Source organism: Clostridium sp. HBUAS56010 (assembly GCF_007115105.1).
Lineage (GTDB): Bacteria > Bacillota > Clostridia > Lachnospirales > Lachnospiraceae > Lacrimispora.
Genome location: NZ_SULJ01000012.1, coordinates 26056 through 48218, shown reverse-complemented (window position 1 = coordinate 48218; position 22163 = coordinate 26056). Strand labels below are relative to the sequence as shown.

The following is a 22163-nucleotide window of genomic DNA, read 5'->3' as shown; positions in this document are numbered from 1 at the left end:
TGTAAATAATATTAACAGGAGGAATTTTCATGAATAACGTGAATCATCAAACACAAACGATCCGTAGAATGAAAATAAAAAAACTGGCAGTCAGTGGAATGCTGGTGGCATTTACCGTTGCACTCTCAGGATTTTCTATCCCCATTGGTGCTTCCAGATGTTTTCCTATCCAGCATCTGGTTAACGTTTTTGCAGGCGTTTTCTTAGGACCTGTTTACGGGATTTCCATGGCATTTAGTACTTCTTTCATCCGCAATCTGCTGGGAACTGGAAGCCTTCTCGCTTTTCCTGGCAGCATGGCAGGTGCAGCCTTAAGCACATTCCTTTTCCAGAAAACCTGCCGTTTTGTCCCAGCCTGTCTGGGAGAAATCTTTGGAACCGGGCTGATCGGAGCAGTTCTCTGCTATCCCATTGCCACCGCTTTGATGGGAAAAGAGGTTGCAGTTTTCTTCTTTGTAACTCCGTTTCTTATGAGTACAGTCTGCGGAACTATTCTGGCAGCCATTCTCTTACTGATCTTGCATCGCACGGGGCTGATCTCCTATCTCACCCGGCTGATAAACGAATAGAAAGGACACTTGCATGAACCATATCGTCAGAAAAACAAACCCACTGATTCACTGCATCACCAACTATGTAACAACAGAATCTGTGGCAAATATCATTCTTGCCTGTGGAGGGTCTCCGGTTATGGCAGATGCTCCCCAGGAGGTTTCAGAGATCACTGCACGCTCCAATGGTCTTTTACTGAATATGGGAACACCAGGAGATACTACAGAAGCAGCCATGATACAGGCTGGAATACAGGCAAACAAACTGCATATTCCCGTTCTTTTTGATCCGGTAGGCATGGGCTGTTCCACCTTTCGCACCAGACTGGTTCTGGAAGTACTAAACCATGTAAACGTTACGGTGATCCGGGGAAATGTTTCAGAACTGCGTATTCTGCTTCAAAGCTTAACAGACCCGAAAGGGGAACACAATTCCATTGCCATACGGGGAGTTGATGCCTCTTTTGAAGATAAAATCACCGGAGATAATCTGAATTCTTTCATAGAAACATGCAGAGCTTTAAGCCGTATGACAGGTGCAGTTATCGTCATGACCGGCGCCACGGATATCATATCAACGGAATGTGAAACCAGACTGGTGAAAAACGGCTGTCCCGACATGTCCGGAATTACGGGCAGCGGCTGTATGTTAGATGGCGTAATTGCCGCCTGCGTCGCCTCTGATTACACCACTGAATCTAAGCCTTCCAAAAGCCAGATCTTAGAAACCGTTTCTCTGGCAACTGCCATGTATGGTCTATGCGGAGAACAGGCTGCCCGCCAGGTAAAAAAACAGCAGGCAGGAACCGGAAGTTTCCATACTTTTCTTATGGATGAAATAAGCTGCGCCAGCGAACAGGAGTTAAAGGGAGGGTTACGAATTGAATTTTTATAAGGACATGCTCCTTGTTTATGCCGTTACAGACCGGACATTTACAGGAGAAAAGACGCTGTACGAGCAGATAGAAGAAGCACTTGCAGCAGGGGTTACTCTGTTACAGCTCAGAGAAAAAAATATGAGCAAATCTGAGTTCTTAGAAGAAGCAATTTTAGTAAGAAAACTGACCAATCAATACAGAGTGCCTCTTATTATTAATGATGATGTGGACATTGCATTAAAATGCAAAGCAGACGGGATTCATGTGGGACAGGATGACCTGTCCGCTAAAGAAGCCCGCCGTCTGATGGGTCCAGATAAGATTGTGGGAGTCACTGTGAAAAATCCAGAACAGGCAAAGCAGGCTTTTAAAGACGGTGCTGATTATCTTGGTGCCGGAGCCGTATTTCAAACCAGCACCAAAGAAGATGCCACTGTCATGACAAAGGAGCAGTTACAGGCAATCTGCAATTGTGTTCCCATACCCGTTACTGCCATTGGGGGAATTACTTCCGGGAATGTTTCCTTTTTAAAGGGAACTGGAATCTCCGGTGTCTCTGTAGTTTCCGGCATCTTTGGACAGAAGGATATTCCTGCTGCTGTTCATGCCTTAAAAAAAGAAGCCGGAAAGGCGGTGCTGTCATGAGCCTTCTTCTTCCATCAGTACTGACTATTGCAGGCTCAGACTGCAGCGGAGGCGCAGGAATTCAGGCGGATTTAAAGACCATTACCTCACTGGGACTTTACGGTTCCAGTGTGATCACCGCTCTTACCGCCCAGAATACAACAGGAGTTTATCTGTCACAAGCGGTGGAACCCCAGATGCTTCTGGCACAGCTTGAAGCAGTCCTCTCTGACATTCCGCCCCAGGCAATTAAAATTGGTATGGCCGGAACCGTATCTTCCATTGAAATCATTGCAGATCATCTGGAAGCCCTGCCTTCCATTCCTGTTGTGGTGGATCCGGTCATGGTGTCTACCAGCGGAGGAACCCTTCTTCAGAAAGAAGCGGTGAAAACCCTGACCAGCCGCCTATTCCCTCTTGCCTGTCTGGTTACCCCCAATCTGGCAGAAGCGGAAGTCCTGTTATCCACAAAGAGCCCCATTCTTTCCCTGGAGGATATGGAATCTGCGGTTGTTGAACTGTCCCGGACATTCCACACCTCCTTTTTATTAAAGGGAGGGCATCTGGATCAGGAGGCAAGCGATGTTCTGTGCCACAACGGTTCTCTTACCTGGTTCAAAGGTGAGCGGATTATGACAGAGAACACCCATGGCACAGGCTGTACCTTATCCTCCGCCATTGCCTGCGGTCTTGCAAAAGGAACAGACTTAATTAAAAGCATTTCTTCTGCCAAAGAGTATCTAAGAGGTGCGCTTTTGGCAGAACTGAACCTTGGAAAAGGAAATGGACCAGTCTGGCACGGCTGGACCCATTTCTGAAACTTTTAAAGAGCAGGAACAAGCCTTAGGATAAAAGAAAATTCTTCCTCATCAAACATATACCTTTTTTGCATATCAGGTCCACAGCTTTCTGATCCAATGCCATTTTGCCGGTAATCGAGACAGAGAACCGTACTGTCAGAGGGAACCAGCTCGAAATTATGCGCCTTTTGAGTCAATTCCTCCTGGGTATAAACCGATGCCTGAAAAGAGAACTTTTCTTTTGAAAAAGCAGTTAAGGAAATGTTTTCTCCCTTTACTGTAACAAAATCACAATCCCCCCGGCTTCCATTCTCCTGAGGTTTTAAATAATCCTCATGAAGATCCTTTACACAGGAGGTAAACAGCCCATGGAAGCTGGCTCTTTTTTTGTCAATATAGTTCTCATAAGGTCCAAGTCCGTAATAAGTCACCTGATCCATCCCTTTTGGAAGAAACAGCCGGAGTCCAAACCTTGGCAGTTCCGGAAATTCCCTGTCTTTTTTCACTTCCAGCCTTCCTTCCAGCCCTCCACCGGGCAAGATCGTCCAAAGTGCATGAATATCCATAATTCTCTGCACCGAAACTGCCAGAATAGATAGCGTGGTTCTTATTTGCACCCGGTCTTTTTCCACCGCATATGTAGTATCATAAGCTCTCGCTCCCGCCCTGTGGTAGTGTGCCTCCAGCCATTTGGACTTTATCCTGCTGTCATTATCCGTTGGTGCACGCCAGATATTATACTCCATAGGCCGGTTCAGCAGAGAATTGTTTTGAAATGACATATTCTCAAAGCATCCGGTCAGTTTATTATAGATATAAGAAAAGTCTTTTCCAGAGACCGTCAGATGCCGGTCACTTTCTTTCACTTCAAACGTCCCCTCCTGCCCTTTGGCCTTTTCCCACAAGAATATGGTCTTCTGGTTTTTTCCATCCTGATTGAGCAGATGAACCTCATCAAACCCCAGAACATATCCCGCTTCCAGAAATGCAGATGGCTTCTTTAATAAGTACTGAATCTTCAGATAACATACTCCCGATTCCGGAACACTGATGTTTAAAAAAACAGTTCCGTCCTTATGAGGAAGAATATCTTCAAAATGTTTTTCTTCCATAACCCCCCGCTCCAGGACCTCCCCGTCACAGGTCACTTCATATGCAAGAGAGGCATAATTCTTTACCGAAACAAAATCCATATAATTATGAAATACCAGTTTCCCGTCTTTCTGGTCAAAGTCTGTTAACCGGATGGGGCGGTACACATTCTTATACTCTTTCAGACCGGTATGTGGCGTTCTGTCAGGATATACCAGCCCATCCATGCAGAAATTAGAATCGTGAGGATATTCCCCGTGATCTCCGCCATAAAGATACATGGGTTTTCCGTCCAGATTTCTCCCCTGATCAATTGCATGATCGCACCATTCCCATACAAATCCGCCGCACACCTCATCATATTGATGGAATACATGGAAGTAATCCTCTAAATCCCCAGGACCATTGCCCATAGCATGGCTGTATTCACAGAGAATAAAGGGCTTCTTTTCCTCTCTTTTCCTATATTCATGGATTTCTTCCAGACTGGCATACATTCGACTGTACAGATCCAGATTGGAATAGTCATAGATTTTATCTGCTGAGCGGTAACGGGCTCCCTCATAATGGGTCAGTCTGGAAGGATCGAATTCCTTCGTCCACGCAAGAGCCGCTTCAAAGGTACAACCATAGGCGCACTCATTACCCATGGACCAGATCACAACACAGGTACGGTTTTTATCCCTCTCCACCAAAAGCTTTACCCGGTCAACTGTGGCCTGCGTAAATTCCGGGTTATCAGAAATCCCATGGTTCCACCGGTTTCTCCACACATCAGAAGAACGGTCTTCCATATAAATATAAGCAGCGCCATGGCTCTCATTATCCGCCTCATCAATGACATAGAATCCGTATTCATCGCATAACTGATAGAACTGCGGTGCATTGGGATAATGACTGGTGCGGATTGCATTTACATTGTGCTCCTTCATCAACCGCAGATCCTCTTTCATCTGCTCCAGGCTAATGGTAAATCCAGTTACCGGATCACTGTCATGGCGGTTTACCCCACGAAACTTTATATTTTGTCCATTGAAATAAAAAACTCCCTCTCTCATTGCAATCTCTCTGATTCCAAGCCGGTCAACAAGAACTTCCCCTGAGGATTCCAGTATAACCGTATACAGATAAGGCTGTTCCGCATTCCACAAAAAAGGATTATCAACAATTAAATCAATGGTTCCACCGGATAAGGATTCTTCCATTGCGGCTGCCACCTGTCCATTCCCATCAAGAACCGTAACCTTTATCGGAACCTCTTTCCCCATAAAAGTAATATCCGACTGAATATGGGCTTTTCCTTCCTTAAGAACGGTATGAAAAAAGTAATCATAAATCCCCTCTTCCGGTCTCTTTAGCAGATACACATCTCTAAAAATCCCAGTCATACGGAATTTGTCCTGATCCTCCAGATAACTCCCATCACACCATTTGAGAACCAGAACAGCAAGAATATTCTCTCCCTCCCGGATCAGGGCAGTCACATCAAATTCGCTGGTTCCATGGGATACCTGGCTGTATCCTGCATAGCTTCCATTTAACCAGACATAGAAACAGGAATCCACTCCTTCAAAATTCAAATATGACCTTGGTGCCTGTTCTTCTCTTTTATAAGAAAAATGATGCACATAAGCACCACAGGGATTTTCCTGAGGCACATAGGGGGGATCCATGGGAAATGGATAGCGGGTATTGGTGTACTGATGTTTATCCCAGCCATAATTCTGAAAGCAACCTGGAACAGGTATCTCATCAAAATGACTGGCATCGTAATCCTCTCGGTAAAATTCCTCACTCAAATCGTAAATACTATCATAATAACGAAATTTCCAGTTGCCATTAAGCAGTTGGAACCGGTCCGAACGTTCCCTGTTAGAGGTCAGATCAAACAGCGCTCTGGATGCTGGAATGTAGTAGGATCTGTTTGGCATGGTATTTTCATGCAGCAGATGCAGATTCTCATAATGTCTGGGTACAAGCATGGTATTTTCCTCCTCCCTATACTACTTTTATTATAAGAGATAAGAATGAAAAATCCATAACTCTGATGAGACAAAATATACACAAAATGATACAAACCCTTTTTATAGGAGAATCGCAAAACGATCCTGTAACGAAAAAACGCCAGGTCCCTAAAATGGGAACCTGGCATTGTTACAATTAACAGCAATTATCATCATTACTGCGACGGCAGGAAGCATCGTTGCAGCCAGCACGGTAACCTTCACAATAACATCTTCTTTTTTCCTCTGCACAAGGATCTACATTGCTTTTATTTCCAGAATTACAACATTTATTGGAATTGCTGCAGCAATTATTTCTATTACCCCATGAACAACTCATATAAACTACCTCATTTCTTTGATTATATAAGTAGTATATGGGACGATCAGACTAGTTGTGCATATTAAATATAAGACATGTACAGATTAGAATCTTCCTGTCATTCCATAGACAAAACATACCTCAGATGATACAATCAAGAAAATATCCAAGGAGCTGAAACCATGTATACCAATACCGGATATAGGAATCTGAATGATGAACAACTGGAAGATTATGAGGTTTCTCTAAGAATCAACTGCTGCGGCGTCTACCGCCTTCTCACCCTTCCTGTCATGGTCACAAACCGCCCCTTTGGCAGACCCGATTATCAAATCTTATACATTGCAGCAGGAAAGGCCACCTTTCAACTGGGGAATGAATTAAGGGAAGTTCCAGCCGGAAACATGGTTTTATACCTTCCCCATCAGTGCCAGCATTATTCCTACTGTTTGGCTGACAAACCAGAAGTATATTGGCTGCACATTACAGGGAAAGAAGTCCATGATCTTTTAGGACGTGCTGGATTTTCAGAAAATCCTGTGGTATATACCGGGATTTCGCCCAGATATCAGGACATCTTTCTCTCCATCATTCGGGAAATACAGCTTCCCAGATCCTGTTCTGAGGAACTATCCACCCTCTTCCTCCGTCAGCTCTTCCTGTATTTGGAGCGTTTTCATAGAGAAGGAGGAAATAAAAAATCCGGAATCAGAAACGATATGGAACAGGCGGTTCACGATTTCCATGAGAACTTCACAGAGGATATCCAAATGGAGGCGTATGCAAAAAAACTTCATATGAGTACCTGCTGGTTTATCCGGAGTTTCAAGCAATATACCGGACTTCCTCCCCGGCAATACCTGACCTCTATCCGGATTCAAAAAGCAAAGGAGCTCTTAGAAAGCACAAACTACGGCATTGGACAGATCGGACAGATTATTGGATATGAGAATCCCCTCTACTTTAGCCGGATCTTTAAAAAATACACCGGTCTTTCTCCTGCAGAATACAGAAAATCACAGTTATAGCGATTCACATACCGTTAAATTCTCCGGTCTTTGCAGGATTCCCTTACTACCAGTTCAGGTTTTAATATCCGCTTTACCTGGCTTTCTGCATCTGGTATTCCCTGAATCTTTTCCAGAAGAAGTTCTGCTGCCATAGCCCCCAGCCGTTCCTGGGGGTTGGCGATGGTGGTAAGCTTTACCACCGCATTCTCCGCAATGAAAGAATTATCATAGCCTGTCACTGAAATATCCTCAGGAACAGATAACCCGCACCGTTCCAAAGCTTTAATCACTTCAAGGGCAATCTGATCGTTGTAACAGACAATTCCATCCATCTTTTCCCCCTCTTCCAGCAGGTAGATCAGGACTTCTGATGGTTTCATATTCCGGTCTTCTGTATGAAACCAGATGACCAGATCAGGATCATAGGTAAATCCCCCCTCCTGCAATGCTTTTACATAACCTTTGTGACGCTGGATTCCCTGCACATCATCCGCCTTAAAGATTCCAAGAATCTTCTTGTGTCCCAGCCGGATCAAGTGCCGGGTCACCAGATATCCTCCCATACAGTCATCCATGAGAATACAGGGCTTCTGTCTCATCTGGGCATAATATCCCTGAATAAATACATAAGGAATACCATAGAAATCCAGTTTGTCATAAAGCCCTTTATGTCCGCACATGATTTCGCTTTTGCTAGGTTCAATAATCAAGCCGTCAACCTCTTTTTCAAGGATCTCTTCCAGACATCTGCTTTCCTTCAACCGACTGTTCCCCGTATTCTTTAAAATAATACTGTAGCCTTTTGCGGTCAGCACGCTGTCAATCCCCTGAATCAGCCCTGGGAATATGTAGTCAGATAAATACGTGGTAATCACCGCAATGTTACCTGATCCCTTTTTTGTTCCAGCTCTCCTGGATACAAAGGTACCCCTGCCATGTTCTGCCTCAATAAACCCTTCCTGTTCCAGAATAGAAAGTGCTTTTCTTACGGTGTGGCGGCTGACATGGCAGGCGGCGGATAATTCATTCTCCGATGGCAGACGGTCCCCTGGTTTCCTTTTTCCTGAAATAATATCCCGTTTCAGTTCTTCCATTAATACATAATACTTTGTTTTACCACTGTCCTCTGTCACTGATAACTCCTTATTCTTTGCGCTGCCCATAGTAAGCATGAGGACCATGCTTTCTCATGAAATGCTTATCCTGCAGACTTTTGGGTGCAGGAATCACAGACGGATTTAACAGTTCTGTCATCAGATTCATCTTTGCAAGCTCTTCCAGCACAACGGCATTATGAACTGCATTGGCAGCATTGCTTCCCCATGTAAAAGGTCCATGGTTCTTACATAAAACCCCGGGAACGTGCATGGGATTGATTCCTTTAAAAGTCTCTATAATGACAAGTCCTGTATTCTTCTCATAATCCTCTTCTATCTCACCATCAGTCAGATTCCTGGCGCATGGAATCTCACCGTAAAAATAATCTGCATGGGTAGTTCCGTAACAGGGAATGGCTCTTCCCGCCTGTGCCCAGGATGTCGCCATGGGAGAATGGGTATGTACAATTCCTCCCACTTCTTCAAAAGCCTTATAAAGTTCCAGATGGGTGGCGGTATCAGAAGACGGGTTCAGTGTTCCTTCTACCTGGTTCCCATTTAAGTCCATAACCACCATATCTTCCGGTTGAAGCTTATCATACTCAACACCGCTTGGCTTAATAACAAACAGCCCCCTTTTCCGATCAATGCCGCTGACATTTCCCCAGGTGTAAGTAATCAGCCCCTTCCGGGGCAGTTCCATATTTGCTTCGTATACTGCTACTTTCAATTCTTCCAGCATGTTTATCGCCTTTCCTGTGTTTAATCCAGATTGTCTACTGCCGCACGCTCGATGGCTAAGCCTTTTTTATAACGCTCCATAAAGACTGCAAAGCCCTCTTCATCCTCAGGATCAGGGGCAAGAACCGTACCGGTATTGTCTGCAAAAACTCTATCAGAGAGATATCTGTCAAGAGTCTCATCCTCATCCTTTCGAATCATATAAGCTGCCAGAAGAGCCGCACCCCAGGCACCGCCTTCTCCTGCTGTCTCCATGACGGCAACCGGAACATTCATTGCTGCTGCCATGATTTTTTGTCCTGCCTCTCTGGTTTTAAAAAGCCCTCCATGACCCAAAAGCACATCCAGCTTTACGCCCTCTTTTTTAAGAATATCCATTCCCACCTTCAAAGCACCTAAAGCCGTATAAAGATGAACCCGCATAAAATTAGCCAGATGAAACCTGCTATTTGGCGTACGGACAAAAAGTGGTCTTCCCTCTTCAAAGCCGGTTATATGTTCCCCGGATAAATATCCGTAAGAAAGAAGGTTTCCTCCATCTTTGTCTCCCTCTAATGCTTTTTGGAACAAAGCGGAGTATAAGGCGTTTTTATCCGTATCCAGTCCCATCATATTGGCAAACTCTTCGAATAAAGATACCCAGTCATTTAAATCCGAAGTGCAGTTATTGCAGTGCACCATTGCCACCGGATCGCCTGCCGGTGTGGTAACAAGATCAATCTCAGAATACACCTTTGACAGTTCTTTTTCCAGGACTACCATGGCAAACACACTGGTTCCTGCTGAAACATTACCGGTTCTTCTCGCCACACTGTTGGTCGCTGTCATACCGGTACCGGCATCCCCTTCTGGCGGACATAAGGGAATTCCCGCTTTTAAATTGCCGCTGACATCCAAAAGCCTCGCTCCCTCTTCTGTCAGCATTCCAGCCGGTTCCCCGGCGGTGAGGACCTTTGGCATAATGTCCCTGAGTTTCCATGGAAACTGCTTTTCTTTCACAAGATCATCAAACTGATCCATCATACGCTGATTAAAATCTTTTGCCTCACCGTTCACCGGAAACATTCCTGCACAGTCACCAATTCCCAATACCCGTTCCCCTGTCAGTTTCCAGTGAACGTACCCTTCCAGAGTAATCAGATAATCAATGGAAGAAACATGCTCTTCTTTATTGATAATTGCCTGATACAGATGGGCGATGCTCCATCGCTGGGGAATCTGATAGGAAAACAGCTCCGTTAATTGCCTGGAAGCCTCTTCTGTCATCGTGTTTCTCCAGGTCCGGAAAGGAACCAGTAATTCCCCCATTTTATCGAATGCCATATATCCGTGCATCATGGCAGAAAAACCGATTGCCCCAATGGTTGTCAGAGTCTCTCCATATTGTTCCTCCACCGCATTTGCAAGACTTTTATAACTTTCCTGGACTCCATTCCAGATATCCTCCAGGGAATAAGTCCAGATCCCGTTCTCATACCGGTTTTCCCAGTCGTGGCTTCCTGATGCAATAGGATTATGGTCTTCGTCAATTAACACAGCTTTTATTCTGGTGGAACCAAGTTCAATTCCAAGGGCTGTCTTTCCCTGCCGAATGGCTGCGACCTGTTTCTCCTTCATTTCAACTCCTCCTTAAACCTTGTTTTTTCCAAGACGTATCACATTCCATGATGCCTTATGTAATGTACTTGTCATGACTCCCTCATGAAGAACGGACTGGCTGGTATGCTTTGGCGCTACCTTTTGACTAAAAGGTCCATTCTCCGCCTTTAGGTCATCGCACTCCAATACAATATGTTCTAAAACATGATATTCTTCAAAGCTTCTGACATCTACCGTCATTTCCGCATTCTCTTTTACGCTTCTGTTTACCGCAAATACGGTTACCTGGTCTGTCTCTTCCTGATATACGGCTACTGCCTCTACAGCGGTTACCTCTTCATGGGTTGCTGTATCAAATTTAGGAGTTGCGATTACAGGAAGAAGTGCGGTTCCCCTTCCGTATAAAGATGCGTGCATAAACGGATAAAAGATGGTTTGTTTCCAGGCAGTTCCTCCACCTGCTTCCGTCATAATAGGTGCGATCACATTAACAAGCTGAGCAAGACATGCCATCTTTACCCGGTCTGCATGTTTTAACAGAGTAATCAACATCAGCCCTACCAGCAAAGCATCTTCAAAATTATAAATGTCCTCAAGCATGGGCGGGGCAACCTGCCACGGATGGTTTTCCGTAATATCATTATCAGCCGCATTAGAATGATACCATACATTCCACTCATCAAAGCTGATTTTTATGTCCTTTTTCCCTCTTTTTTTCGCTTTCACGTAATCGCAGGTAGCAATAACTGTACGGATAAAATGATCCATATCATCCGAGCAGGCAAGGAAATCTTCGGTATCTCCCTTTTTATTCCCATAATACTGGTGCATGGAAACATAATCCACATAATCATATGTATGCTGTAAGGTAACAGCCTCCCACTGGGGAAACGTTGGCATGGTTAAAGACGAGCTTCCGCAGGACACCAGTTCAATAGAAGGATCAATAATCTTCATGGCTCTTGCCGTCTCCTCTGCCAGACGACCATACTCCTCCATGGTCTTATGTCCAAGCTGCCAGGGTCCATCCATTTCATTGCCAAGACACCAGGTCTTTATGTTATGAGGCTCTTTAAATCCATGACTGATTCTCAAATCGCTATATTTGGTGCCTTCTTTATGATTGCAGTATTCCAGCAAATTACACGCATCTGCAATTCCCCTGGTTCCCAGATTCACTGCCATCATCACCTCAGAACCTGCGTCCTTTGCCCATCTGGTAAATTCATTTAGCCCCACTTTATTTTCTTCAATGCTCTTCCATGCAAGTTCCAGCCTTCTTGGACGTTCTTCTAAAGGACCCACACTGTCTTCCCAGCAAAATGCAGATACAAAGTTGCCTCCCGGATACCGGATAATAGGAACATTCAACTCTCGAATCAGCTCTTTCACATCGTTGCGAAAACCATACTCATCCGCCTCCGGATGTCCGGAAGAATAGATGCCGTCATACACGGCACGACCAAGATGCTCAATAAAGGAGCCATAGATTCTCTCGTCAATATCTGCAATTTTATATTCTTTATCAATTACCATCTTTACTTTGCTATATGCCATTTGATATACCAACCTTTCTGGTTTTTCCTTATGATTCAATCACCAAACGTCTTAAAGTAATCTTATTGACTAATAATAATCTTATACCTCCTCCCCCTGCCTTCTCCATAAGGATGAGAATCCCATCCTCTTATTACCAATGTATAACTTGTACGCACCATTGTACAAGTTGTTTTTATTGTTTTTTCTCTGTTTCTGATTTTTTAACAAATCCTTATCATTCTTTCAAATAGAATCCGGTTTTCTTCGTTATAAATCTTTTCATAATAAAGAATTTCTTTAAATCAAAAAGATTTTCAGTGGATTGAGTCTAAAACATAGTATTCTTCTTGTCCACCTTTATGCAAATATTCTAATTTTTCTTCTGCGTCTATCCAATATGCACAATTTTATTTTTGAATAATCTTGATATTTGTTGACACTTTTTAATCATTTTAGGGTATATTATTATTTGTAACCCCCCCAATACATTATATAGTTTTTGCTACACCCCATAAGAAACGAAATACCTTCTCCGAAAAAAGACCAGCTACCCCAGCTGGTCTTTTTCATTTTCTTACTTATTTTTTTCCATTTCTTCGTTTCTCTAAAATCTTTTCAAACGCTTCGTGGTCGCCTTCTTCTCTCAGCCGGCGCCTTCTTTCTTCTCTTCTGCGTTCGCTTTCCCTGAATTCTTTTTTTCTTCTGTATAATACAAAACCAGTTCCTGCTCCGGCTAACAATACAATTCCTGCAATTGCAGCAGGAAAAATCCCTGATTTCCGTTTGCCTTCCGTTTTTGCTGCTCCTGAGGGATCTTCTGCTTTATTGGCCCCGGTCGTTGTCTGCTCAGACGTTTCTTCCGTCTCTCCACCGGTTCCATTTGATGCAATTAAGTATGCCTGCCCTATCTTCCTGTCATTATAAGTGTACTGAATGAAGGCGACTGCCCCCTTCGGACTGTTTTTCGGTAGTTTTGTGACCAACTCTTTTTTTACATCAGAAAAGGAGGCTTCCTTGGGAACAGTGATCTGGCTTCCGGTTTGCAGCTTTAAGTCCGAAGGCTTATACTGGGTATCTCCAATCTTAACCGGCTCTTCTCCCTGAATGTATTGCGTTTCTTTTCCATCTACTTCTATATTCTGAAACCGGTCATATCCAAACTGCAAAAGATTCTTTCCATCAATAAAATACTGTCTTGGACTTCCCTTTAGGACAACTGAAATCAACCTTCTCCCATCCTGTTCAGAATAAGTCACCAGAGTATTCCCAGCTTTGATCAGATATCCGGTTTTTCCTGCAACTGCTGCGGGAAAATAAAATTCACTGGAAGAATCCTTTGTCTTTACCAAACGGTGCTCATTGTAAATAGTCAATCCTTCCGGATTATTGGCAGTTGGGGGAATTTTGCGGCTTAACGAAGAACTGATCTCCACCAGTTTTTTGTTGTTATACGCCTCTTTCGCTATCAGAGCCATATCATAAGCAGATACATACTGGGTATCCCCATTCAGCCCTGACGGATTATCAAAATGGCTTTCTGTTCCGCCAAGCTCCTTTACCTTATCATTCATCATCTTCACAAAATCTTCCCTGCTGCCTGCCACATGTTCTGCAAGAGCATTGGCAGCCTGATTGCAGGAATGAAGAATCAGAGAATAAAGGCAGTCTTCTACAGAAAGCTGATCCCCGTCCGTTACATTTAACTTATTGCCGCTTCCTTCTTCCACATTATAGACAGAGTCTTTGGAGAAGGTAACCATATCTTCTGGTTTGGCATGTTCAAGCACAATAAGTGCGGTTAATATCTTTGTAATACTGGCAGGAGGATATGCTTCGTGCATATTCTTACCAAATATCACTGCTCCTGAATCTGCATCAATGACAATCCCCGCCTCTGCCTGGATATCTGTATCTGACGGCCAGTCTGGTTTTGCGTATACAGTCATAATAAATAGCTGGCTGATTAACATGCAGCACAGCAGTGTTTTCAACTTACGTTTCACGTATCAATCCTCCAACATAAAACATGCCCTAAAACCGCAAAAAGAGTATTATACGGTTTTAGGGCACTATTTTACTTTGCGTAATCTGTTACTCTGGACTCCCGAATTACATTGACTTTAATCTGTCCGGGATACTCTAAGGATTCTTCAATCTGCTTTGAGATATCACGGGCTAAAAGAATCATATCATCATCATTGATCTGGTCGGGAACTACCATAATCCGAACTTCACGTCCTGCCTGAATAGCGAAGGACTTGTCCACTCCCTTAAAGGAATTGGTAATATCTTCTAACTGTTTTAATCTGTTTGTATATGTTTCCAGAGTCTCTCTTCTGGCTCCAGGTCTTGCGGCAGAAATAGTATCCGCTGCCTGGACAATGCAGGCAATAAGGCTCTGAGGCTCAACGTCACCATGATGGGACTCAACCGTATTCAGCACAATCGCAGATTCTTTGTATTTCCTGCAAAGTTCTACACCTAGCTGAATATGGGAACCTTCCATCTCATGGTCAACGGCTTTCCCGATGTCATGTAATAAACCAGCACGCTTGGCCATACGGATATCGAGGCCAATCTCTCCAGCTAATAAACCGGATAACTGAGCCACTTCCATGGAATGCTTTAACGCATTCTGTCCGTAACTGGTTCTGTATTTCAGCTTGCCAAGCAATCTGATGAGTTCTGGATGAAGACCGTGAATTCCCACTTCAAGAGCGGCGGCCTCTCCTTCTTCACGCATATTGGTCTCTACTTCTTTCTGCGCCTTCTCTACCATCTCCTCAATTCTGGCGGGATGAATCCTACCATCCACAATGAGGCGTTCCAATGCAATTCTTGCCACTTCTCTACGAACCGGATCAAATCCGGATAATACAACTGCCTCCGGGGTATCATCAATAATGAGTTCCACACCCGTAAGGGTCTCTAACGTACGAATATTACGTCCTTCTCTACCGATAATCCTGCCTTTCATCTCATCGTTAGGAAGCTGTACAACAGAAACTGTCGTCTCTGCTACATGATCAGCCGCACATCTTTGAATGGCTGTAACTACATACTCTTTTGCCTTTTTATCGGCTTCTTCTTTCGCTTTGTTGTCAAGTTCCTTAATTAATTTCGCAGTGTCATGTTTTACATCATCTTCAACAGATTTTAAAAGATATTCTTTTGCCTGTTCGGAGGTAAGTCCGGAGATATTCTCCAGTTCCTGAATGCCTTTTTCATACAGCAATTCGACTTCGGCATTTTTTTTGTTCAGGGCATCCTCTCGAGCAGCAAGACCTGCTTCGCGTTTTTCCATTGCCTCAGACTTCTTGTCCAAGTTTTCTTCTTTGTTTAGTACTCGTCTTTCATAACGTTGAAGCTCAGCTCTTCTTTCCCTGGTTTCCTTTTCCAGTTCATTCTTAGTCCTTAAAGACTCTTCTTTCGCCTCAAGGAGAGCTTCACGCTTCTTTGTCTCAGCGGTTTTTAACGCTTCATCTATTATTTCCCGGGACTTTTCTTCTGCGGAACCGATTTTACTCTCGTAAGTGTTCTTACGATATGTGATTGCAGCAGACCAGGCAATAAAAGCGACTACTACTGATGCCAAAATTACAACCAATACAGTCGTGAATACTGATACTGACACAGGAGCACCTCCTTATTAGATTTTCATTGTACAACAATACAACACTTCAATTTTAAACTGTTTTATACATTATGTCAAGTATTTCGCCCCTGTTTCCGGTATACTTATACACATTTTCCGTATTGTCAGTCATCATCATAAATACCGCCAAAAACCCGGTTCACTACTTCATAAGAAAAACCCTTTCTTGCAAGGGCTGCAATGACTTTACTCTTGTCTTTTCGATCCATATTTTCAACATTTCGGCACTTTTTTCTGATGTATGCCTGGATTTGTGCTTCCTCATTCACCGGCTGTTCCTTCAAAATATCCCGGATCATCTCTTTATCCAGCCCTTTCCTTTGAAGGTCATACTGAATCTGCTTTTCACTCTTTCTATTGGAATTAAACTCCACATAGCGTTTGCCATAGTTTTCATCATTGATAAAGCGGTGCTCCTTTACAAAACTAATGGCATACTCGATAGCTTCTGACGGGTATCCTCCGTCCTTTAACTTTCTCACCAGTTCCTGTTCCGTCTTATCTGCAGACTTTAATAGAAATAAAACCCTTTCCCTGGCTCTCTTTTTTAATACTACATTCACAATCTCCTGGTAAGTATCCTCTTCCAGTGATTCTCCCTCTTCGATTCCATATTTTTTTAGTTCCCCTCTATAAAGAACAAGAGTAAAGTCTTCATCAAGAACGACTTTACTCCTGCGTTTATCGACGGGCACAATCTCTGTTACTATCATATATGCCTCTTATCTCGTCTTTTTTCTTTCTTCTAATTATAAATCGCGGTTATTCTGGCAGACTATTCTTTTTCTGGAGCTGCCTTACTTTCTTCCGGTTTGATTCGCTTACTTTCCTTCGCTCCCGCTGCACTGGTTTCCGGAGCAACAGCAACACCTTCTCCTGGAAGATTATAATTTGCACGGACTTTATTCTCGATCTCCTGGCAGATAGCAGGATTGTCCTGGAGATAGATCTTGGCATTCTCACGTCCCTGTCCAATCTTAACATTGTTGTAAGCGAACCATGCTCCGCTCTTTTCCACAATGTTCTCTTTCACGCCAAGGTCTAACACATCACCTTCTTTGGATATTCCTCTTCCAAACATAATATCAAACTCCGCTTCTTTAAATGGAGGAGCGATCTTATTCTTTACTACCTTTATACGCACCCGGTTTCCGACCATATCGCCGCCCTGCTTTAAAGTCTCAATTCTTCGGATGTCCATACGGACTGACGCATAGAACTTAAGAGCACGGCCGCCTGTCGTTGTCTCAGGGCTTCCAAACATAACTCCTACCTTCTCACGAAGCTGGTTAATAAAGAGAACAATACAGTTAGACTTGCTGATAACGGCTGTCAGTTTCCTCAGTGCCTGGGACATTAAACGTGCCTGCAGGCCGACATGACTATCTCCCATGTCTCCTTCAATCTCTGCCTTTGGAACCAGAGCTGCAACCGAGTCAACGATCACAATGTCAACTGCACCGGAACGAACCATGGTCTCTGTAATCTCCAGAGCCTGCTCTCCATTATCTGGCTGGGATATGTAAAGGTTGTCAATATCTACTCCGATCTTCTTGGCATATACAGGGTCCAGGGCATGCTCTGCATCAATAAAACCGGCAATTCCTCCCCGCTTTTGTACCTCTGCGATTATATGAAGAGCAACCGTAGTCTTACCACTGGATTCCGGTCCATAGATCTCAACCACTCTGCCTTTGGGGATTCCGCCAAGTCCCAAAGCAATATCCAGGCTCAACGCCCCTGTGGGAACTGTCTCTACATTCATATTCGTTGCGTTATCACCCAGTTTCATGACAGAACCTTTTCCAAATGCCTTTTCTATCTGTGTAAGGGCCGCATCCAGTGCTTTCAGCTTATCATCTTTATTCATCTTTTCCTCCAACACGAACAAACGTTCTTCTTATAGTTATAATAATAGTATACTTTTCCGGAAATGTCAACCAGAAAAAAACTTCTTCTGACATCAGCGGCTGCAGCACTCCCTGCCTGTCCGGCTAAAATTCAAAAATGTTACGGAAACTCCGGCGATCTGCCAGACATTGAATGGAACGGAAGGCAAGATACCTTCTGACTATGAATCAACTATAGCACAGCAGCCCGTAGTCTGCAAGTATTTTTATCGGCCCGCCTCACAGGAACGGAGGCGGACCAGACCACAATAAAAAATAATCTATAGTAAAAGCTGTTCCACGTCAAGAAGTCCCCAGCCCTGCTGGTTTATGGGAAGGCCTAGATCCACGGCCCGTTCCCTCAGCATCAGCTTTACATCCCTGTTGCTCATATACGGATATTTCTGCAAAAGAAGTGCAATTGCCCCTGAAACCAGGGGCGTCGACATGGAAGTTCCGCTTTTGCTCTGATACTCTCCAGGTTCATTGGCACAGCTCATAATTCCTGCGCCAGGTGCTATGATTTCGGGTTTACAGATACATGCACCGGTAGGACCTCTCCCGGAATAATCAATCATCCGGTTGCCCATAACATTTACTTCTTTATAATCATCGGAACAGCCCACCGTTATCACCTTTCGGCTGATTCCCGGAGTGGTAATGGTGTTGGTGCCAGGTCCCATATTTCCTGCTGCGACACAAACCACAAGACCATCATCCCAGGCTGCATTTACCCCTCGTACAAGAACAGAATTTTCTGTCATTCCTTTCCTTGAAAAGGAACCTACAGAAATATTTACGATCCTGATTCCGTATTTTTCCCGGTTATCGCGGACCCATTTTAATCCTGCCAGCACATCAGACGCATATCCGTTTCCTTTTTTATCAAGAACTTTTAACATAACAAAATGGCATTCCGGCGCAATTCCCATATATTTCCCGCCTGAGGCTTCCCCGCTTCCGCCAATAATCCCTGCGATGTGGGTGCCATGGCCATTATCGTCATAAGCATCACGCCTGCGATGCACAATATCTACAAAAGCTGCAACTCTATGTTGAAAATCTTCATGAAGATAAATTCCTGTATCAAGCACTGCAACCCCTACTCCGCGTCCGGTATATCCCATCCGGTAAGCAGTCTCACAATGTATCGCCTCTCTTACATGATCCACAGTCCACTACCTGATCCCTTTTTTATTAAGATATTCAAATCCGTGGTCTAAGGTTTCTTTTCCAGGCTAAAATTTTCCACTCCTGTGCTTTCTCTCAAATACGATATTAAGAAAATCTTCATAATCTATTCAAATAAAATACAAACTTTTCTACGGTGGGTGTGATATACTTGTGTCATAAGAAATGCACAATGTATAGCAATTATCCTTTTACCCTTTTTGAAAATCCGAAAATCCTAAGAAAATTTCCCCTGTGTCGTAAGACACGGGGATTTTTCTATTTAAGGCAAAAAAAGGAAAGGACCGGTAAAAGTCCTTTCCTTATTAATAACCTGTTTAATACTTTACAGCCTTTAACACATCACAGAAATCAAATGTTCCAAAATAATCCTTTGGTGTCTCCGCCCTGCGGATCATCTGAACACTTCCGTCCTCTTTTAAAAGCAGCTCTGCTGATCTTAATTTACCATTGTAGTTATATCCCATGGCATATCCGTGGGCACCCGTATCATGAATGAACAGCAAATCTCCCATCTCAATCTCCGGCAGCATCCGGTCAATTGCAAACTTATCATTGTTTTCGCAGAGAGAGCCAACTACATCATACTTGTGGCTGCAGGCATTCTCTTCTTTTCCCATAACCGTGATATGATGGTAAGCGCCGTACATCGCCGGGCGCATTAAGTTTACCGCGCAGGCATCCACACCGATATATTCCTTATGGGTATGTTTTTCATGAATTGCTTCTGTTACAAGTCCGCCGTAAGGTCCAAGCATAAAGCGGCCAAGCTCCGTATAAATCGCCACATCTCCCATTCCTGCCGGAATTAAAATCTCTTCGTAAACCTTTCTTACCCCTTCGCCGATGGCAAAAATATCATTGGGCTCCTGGTCTGGGCGGTAAGGAATTCCAATTCCGCCGGACAGATTGATAAACGCTATCTCAGCACCTGTTTCCTGCTTTAACTTAACTGCAAGTTCGAAAAGAACCTTTGCAAGCAAAGGATAATATTCATTGGTTACGGTATTACTTGCCAGAAAAGCGTGAATGCCAAATTTCTTAGCACCCTTGCTTTTTAAAATTTTATAGGCTTCAAAGATCTGCTCCGTTGTCATTCCATATTTGGAATCTCCCGGATTATCCATGATATCATTGCTGATCTTAAATACACCGCCTGGATTATAACGGCAGCTTATGGTCTCCGGAATGTGTCCGATTGCTTCTTCCAGAAAATCAATATGGGTAATATCGTCAAGATTGATAATTCCTCCGATTTTATCCGCATACTGGAACTCCTCTGCCGGTGTATCATTCGATGAAAACATAATATCAGAACCGGAAAAACCCATGGCATCAGACATCATAAGTTCCGTCATAGAAGAACAGTCGGCTCCGCATCCATAATCTTTTAAAATATTTAGAATAAATGGATTAGGTGTGGCTTTGACTGCAAAGTACTCCCGGTATCCTTTGTTCCAGGAAAATGCCTGTTTTAGTTTCGCTGCATTCTCCCTGATTCCTTTTTCATCATAAATATGAAAAGGAGTTGGATATTCTTTCACTATTTCACTTAATTGTTCCTTGGTTACAAATGGTCTTTTTTCCAAAGCCTTCCTCTCCTCTCGTAAGCTAAACTATGCAGAAAGAGCCTGTCCCTGGCACATCTGCTGGTAAGCTACATTGTACCGGGGATAGACTCCTTTGTCTACTGTTTTTTGTATATTTATTCAAAATTCTCTGATTGCAATTAATTTACATTTACAACACGCATAATATTGGTATGCTCTGCTGATTCATGCTTTCTCACTGGATTAACCACGCCTGCGGTTACAACTACTGTATCATTCTCTTTTACAACGTTCTTTTCTTTTAACAGCTCAATAGAAGAATAAATCAGTACGTCCGTAGACTCCGCACGTTTTGCCTGATATGGTTTTACACCCCAGTATAACTGCATCTGACGAAGTGCAGCAGCGCTTGGAGATAATCCGATGATCTGGCACTCTGGTCTCCATTTTGATAACAGTCTTGCAGTAAAGCCGCTGATACTTGGTGCAACGATTGCTTTCGCATTTAAATCATGGGCAGTTGCTACAGAAGAATAGCATACTGCATTGGATACGTTCTGCTCATTGGCTTCTGATACTCTGCGCTGACGGAATGAATTGTAATCCAGATGCTTTTCTGACTCTTCTACGATAGAAGCCATCATAGAAAGAGCTTCAACCGGATATTTACCCATAGCAGTCTCACCAGAAAGCATAACAGCATCTGTACCATCATAAACAGCATTAGCAACGTCAGTCACTTCTGCTCTGGTTGGACGTGGGTTACGGATCATGGAATCTAACATCTGAGTTGCTGTGATAACCGGCTTGCAGGCAACATTACATTTATCAATAATGCTTTTCTGGATAAAAGGCACTTCCTGAGCAGGAATCTCAACACCCATATCTCCTCTGGCAACCATAATTCCATCACTTGCCTCGATGATATCATCTAAGTTCTCGATTCCCTCTGCATTCTCAATCTTGGCAATCACACCCATATGATAGTTGTTGGCAGCCAGAATATCCTTGATCTCACGGATTGCATCTGCAGTGCGGACAAAGGAAGCAGCTATGAAATCAAATCCCTGCTCAATACCAAACTGGATATCCAGTTTATCTTTATCTGTCAGTGCAGGAAGTTTGATCTTAACATTCGGTACGTTAACACCCTTTCTCTCTCCCAGCTCACCGCCGTTAACAATTCTGCAGACAATCTCTTTGCCTTTTACTTCTTCCACAACCAGTTCAATCAGTCCATCATCAATTAAAATACGGTTGCCTGCAGTTACATCTTCTGCAAGACCTTCATAAGTAATATATCCTCTTTTGGCATCTCCGACAATCTCTTCACTTGTTAAAGTATAAGTCTCGCCTTCTTTTAATAAAACTTTCTTTCCATCTGCCAATACACCGGTACGGATCTCCGGTCCTTTTGTATCAAGAAGTGCTGCAATCGGAAGATCCAGCTCTTCACGGACACTTCTTAACATATCAAGACGTGCCTTTTGTTCCTCGTAATCACCATGAGAGAAGTTAAATCTGGCAATATCCATTCCATTCTCAGCCAGAGCTTTCATCAGGTTGCGGTCATTAGTATTAGGTCCCATTGTGCAAATAATCTTAGTTTTCTTCATTGTTAT

The 22163-nt window shown here is 43.5% G+C and carries 17 protein-coding genes; 5 read left to right on the top strand and 12 right to left on the bottom strand.

What is annotated here, in order from left to right:
- The first annotated feature begins 29 nt into the window (after positions 1-29).
- From thiW to thiD, 4 genes are read left to right on the top strand one after another with little or no spacing between them, the layout of a single operon-like run.
- Positions 30-569, top strand: coding sequence for an energy coupling factor transporter S component ThiW (gene thiW, locus FAY33_RS16015; RefSeq protein WP_243126804.1), 540 nt, complete (start codon positions 30-32; stop codon positions 567-569).
- A 13-nt stretch (positions 570-582) separates the two neighbouring features.
- Complete coding sequence (gene thiM / locus FAY33_RS16010; protein WP_143322234.1) at positions 583-1446, top strand: hydroxyethylthiazole kinase; 864 nt, start codon at positions 583-585, stop codon at positions 1444-1446.
- Entirely contained in the window at positions 1433-2074 is a 642-nt protein-coding gene (thiE, locus tag FAY33_RS16005) for a thiamine phosphate synthase (RefSeq protein ID WP_243126802.1), read from the top strand. The genes thiM and thiE overlap by 14 nt, the downstream gene beginning before the upstream one ends.
- Positions 2071-2871 carry a bifunctional hydroxymethylpyrimidine kinase/phosphomethylpyrimidine kinase gene (thiD, locus tag FAY33_RS16000; RefSeq protein ID WP_143322233.1) on the top strand — a complete coding sequence of 267 codons (801 nt, stop codon included), beginning with the start codon at positions 2071-2073 and terminating at the stop codon, positions 2869-2871. Before thiE ends, thiD begins: the two co-directional genes overlap by 4 nt.
- 5 nt (positions 2872-2876) lie before the next feature.
- Here thiD and FAY33_RS15995 read toward each other — a convergent pair whose 3' ends face one another.
- The gene (locus FAY33_RS15995) at positions 2877-5927 is read right to left on the bottom strand and encodes a glycoside hydrolase family 2 TIM barrel-domain containing protein (RefSeq protein ID WP_143322232.1); all 3051 of its coding nucleotides are present in this window, start codon (positions 5925-5927) and stop codon (positions 2877-2879) included.
- A 525-nt stretch (positions 5928-6452) separates the two neighbouring features.
- Between FAY33_RS15995 and FAY33_RS15990 the strand changes: the two genes are divergently transcribed.
- A complete protein-coding gene (locus FAY33_RS15990; protein WP_143322231.1) occupies positions 6453-7298 on the top strand; it encodes an AraC family transcriptional regulator in 846 nt (281 codons plus the stop codon).
- Between the two features lie 14 nt (positions 7299-7312).
- Here the strand turns inward: FAY33_RS15990 and FAY33_RS15985 are convergent, their stop codons facing one another.
- The 11 genes from FAY33_RS15985 to pyk form a co-directional block, all read right to left on the bottom strand.
- On the bottom strand, positions 7313-8413 hold the full coding sequence (locus tag FAY33_RS15985) for a GntR family transcriptional regulator (RefSeq protein WP_243126801.1): 1101 nt from the start codon (positions 8411-8413) through the stop codon (positions 7313-7315).
- Positions 8414-8423: 10 nt separating this feature from the next.
- Positions 8424-9119: an L-ribulose-5-phosphate 4-epimerase gene (locus FAY33_RS15980; RefSeq protein WP_143322230.1), complete on the bottom strand. Its 696-nt coding sequence runs from the start codon at positions 9117-9119 to the stop codon at positions 8424-8426.
- A gap of 20 nt (positions 9120-9139) precedes the next feature.
- Positions 9140-10735 (bottom strand): FGGY-family carbohydrate kinase, encoded by a 1596-nt coding sequence (locus FAY33_RS15975; RefSeq protein ID WP_143322229.1) that lies wholly within the window; start codon positions 10733-10735, stop codon positions 9140-9142.
- Positions 10736-10747: 12 nt separating this feature from the next.
- Entirely contained in the window at positions 10748-12274 is a 1527-nt protein-coding gene (locus FAY33_RS15970) for an alpha-N-arabinofuranosidase (RefSeq protein WP_143322228.1), read from the bottom strand.
- A 560-nt stretch (positions 12275-12834) separates the two neighbouring features.
- Entirely contained in the window at positions 12835-14259 is a 1425-nt protein-coding gene (locus FAY33_RS15965; protein ID WP_143322227.1) for a D-alanyl-D-alanine carboxypeptidase family protein, read from the bottom strand.
- Between the two features lie 71 nt (positions 14260-14330).
- Positions 14331-15890, bottom strand: a complete 1560-nt coding sequence (gene rny, locus FAY33_RS15960) for a ribonuclease Y (protein ID WP_143322226.1) — start codon at positions 15888-15890, stop codon at positions 14331-14333.
- Positions 15891-16015: 125 nt separating this feature from the next.
- Positions 16016-16624: a regulatory protein RecX gene (locus tag FAY33_RS15955; protein WP_143322225.1), complete on the bottom strand. Its 609-nt coding sequence runs from the start codon at positions 16622-16624 to the stop codon at positions 16016-16018.
- 62 nt (positions 16625-16686) lie between these two features.
- The gene (gene recA, locus FAY33_RS15950; protein ID WP_143322224.1) at positions 16687-17781 is read right to left on the bottom strand and encodes a recombinase RecA; all 1095 of its coding nucleotides are present in this window, start codon (positions 17779-17781) and stop codon (positions 16687-16689) included.
- A 300-nt stretch (positions 17782-18081) separates the two neighbouring features.
- Entirely contained in the window at positions 18082-18972 is an 891-nt protein-coding gene (locus FAY33_RS15945) for a S8 family peptidase (protein ID WP_143322223.1), read from the bottom strand.
- A 336-nt stretch (positions 18973-19308) separates the two neighbouring features.
- Positions 19309-20580 carry a diaminopimelate decarboxylase gene (locus tag FAY33_RS15940; protein ID WP_143322222.1) on the bottom strand — a complete coding sequence of 424 codons (1272 nt, stop codon included), beginning with the start codon at positions 20578-20580 and terminating at the stop codon, positions 19309-19311.
- Positions 20581-20720: 140 nt separating this feature from the next.
- Positions 20721-22157 carry a pyruvate kinase gene (gene pyk / locus FAY33_RS15935; protein WP_143322221.1) on the bottom strand — a complete coding sequence of 479 codons (1437 nt, stop codon included), beginning with the start codon at positions 22155-22157 and terminating at the stop codon, positions 20721-20723.
- Positions 22158-22163: the final 6 nt, after the last annotated feature.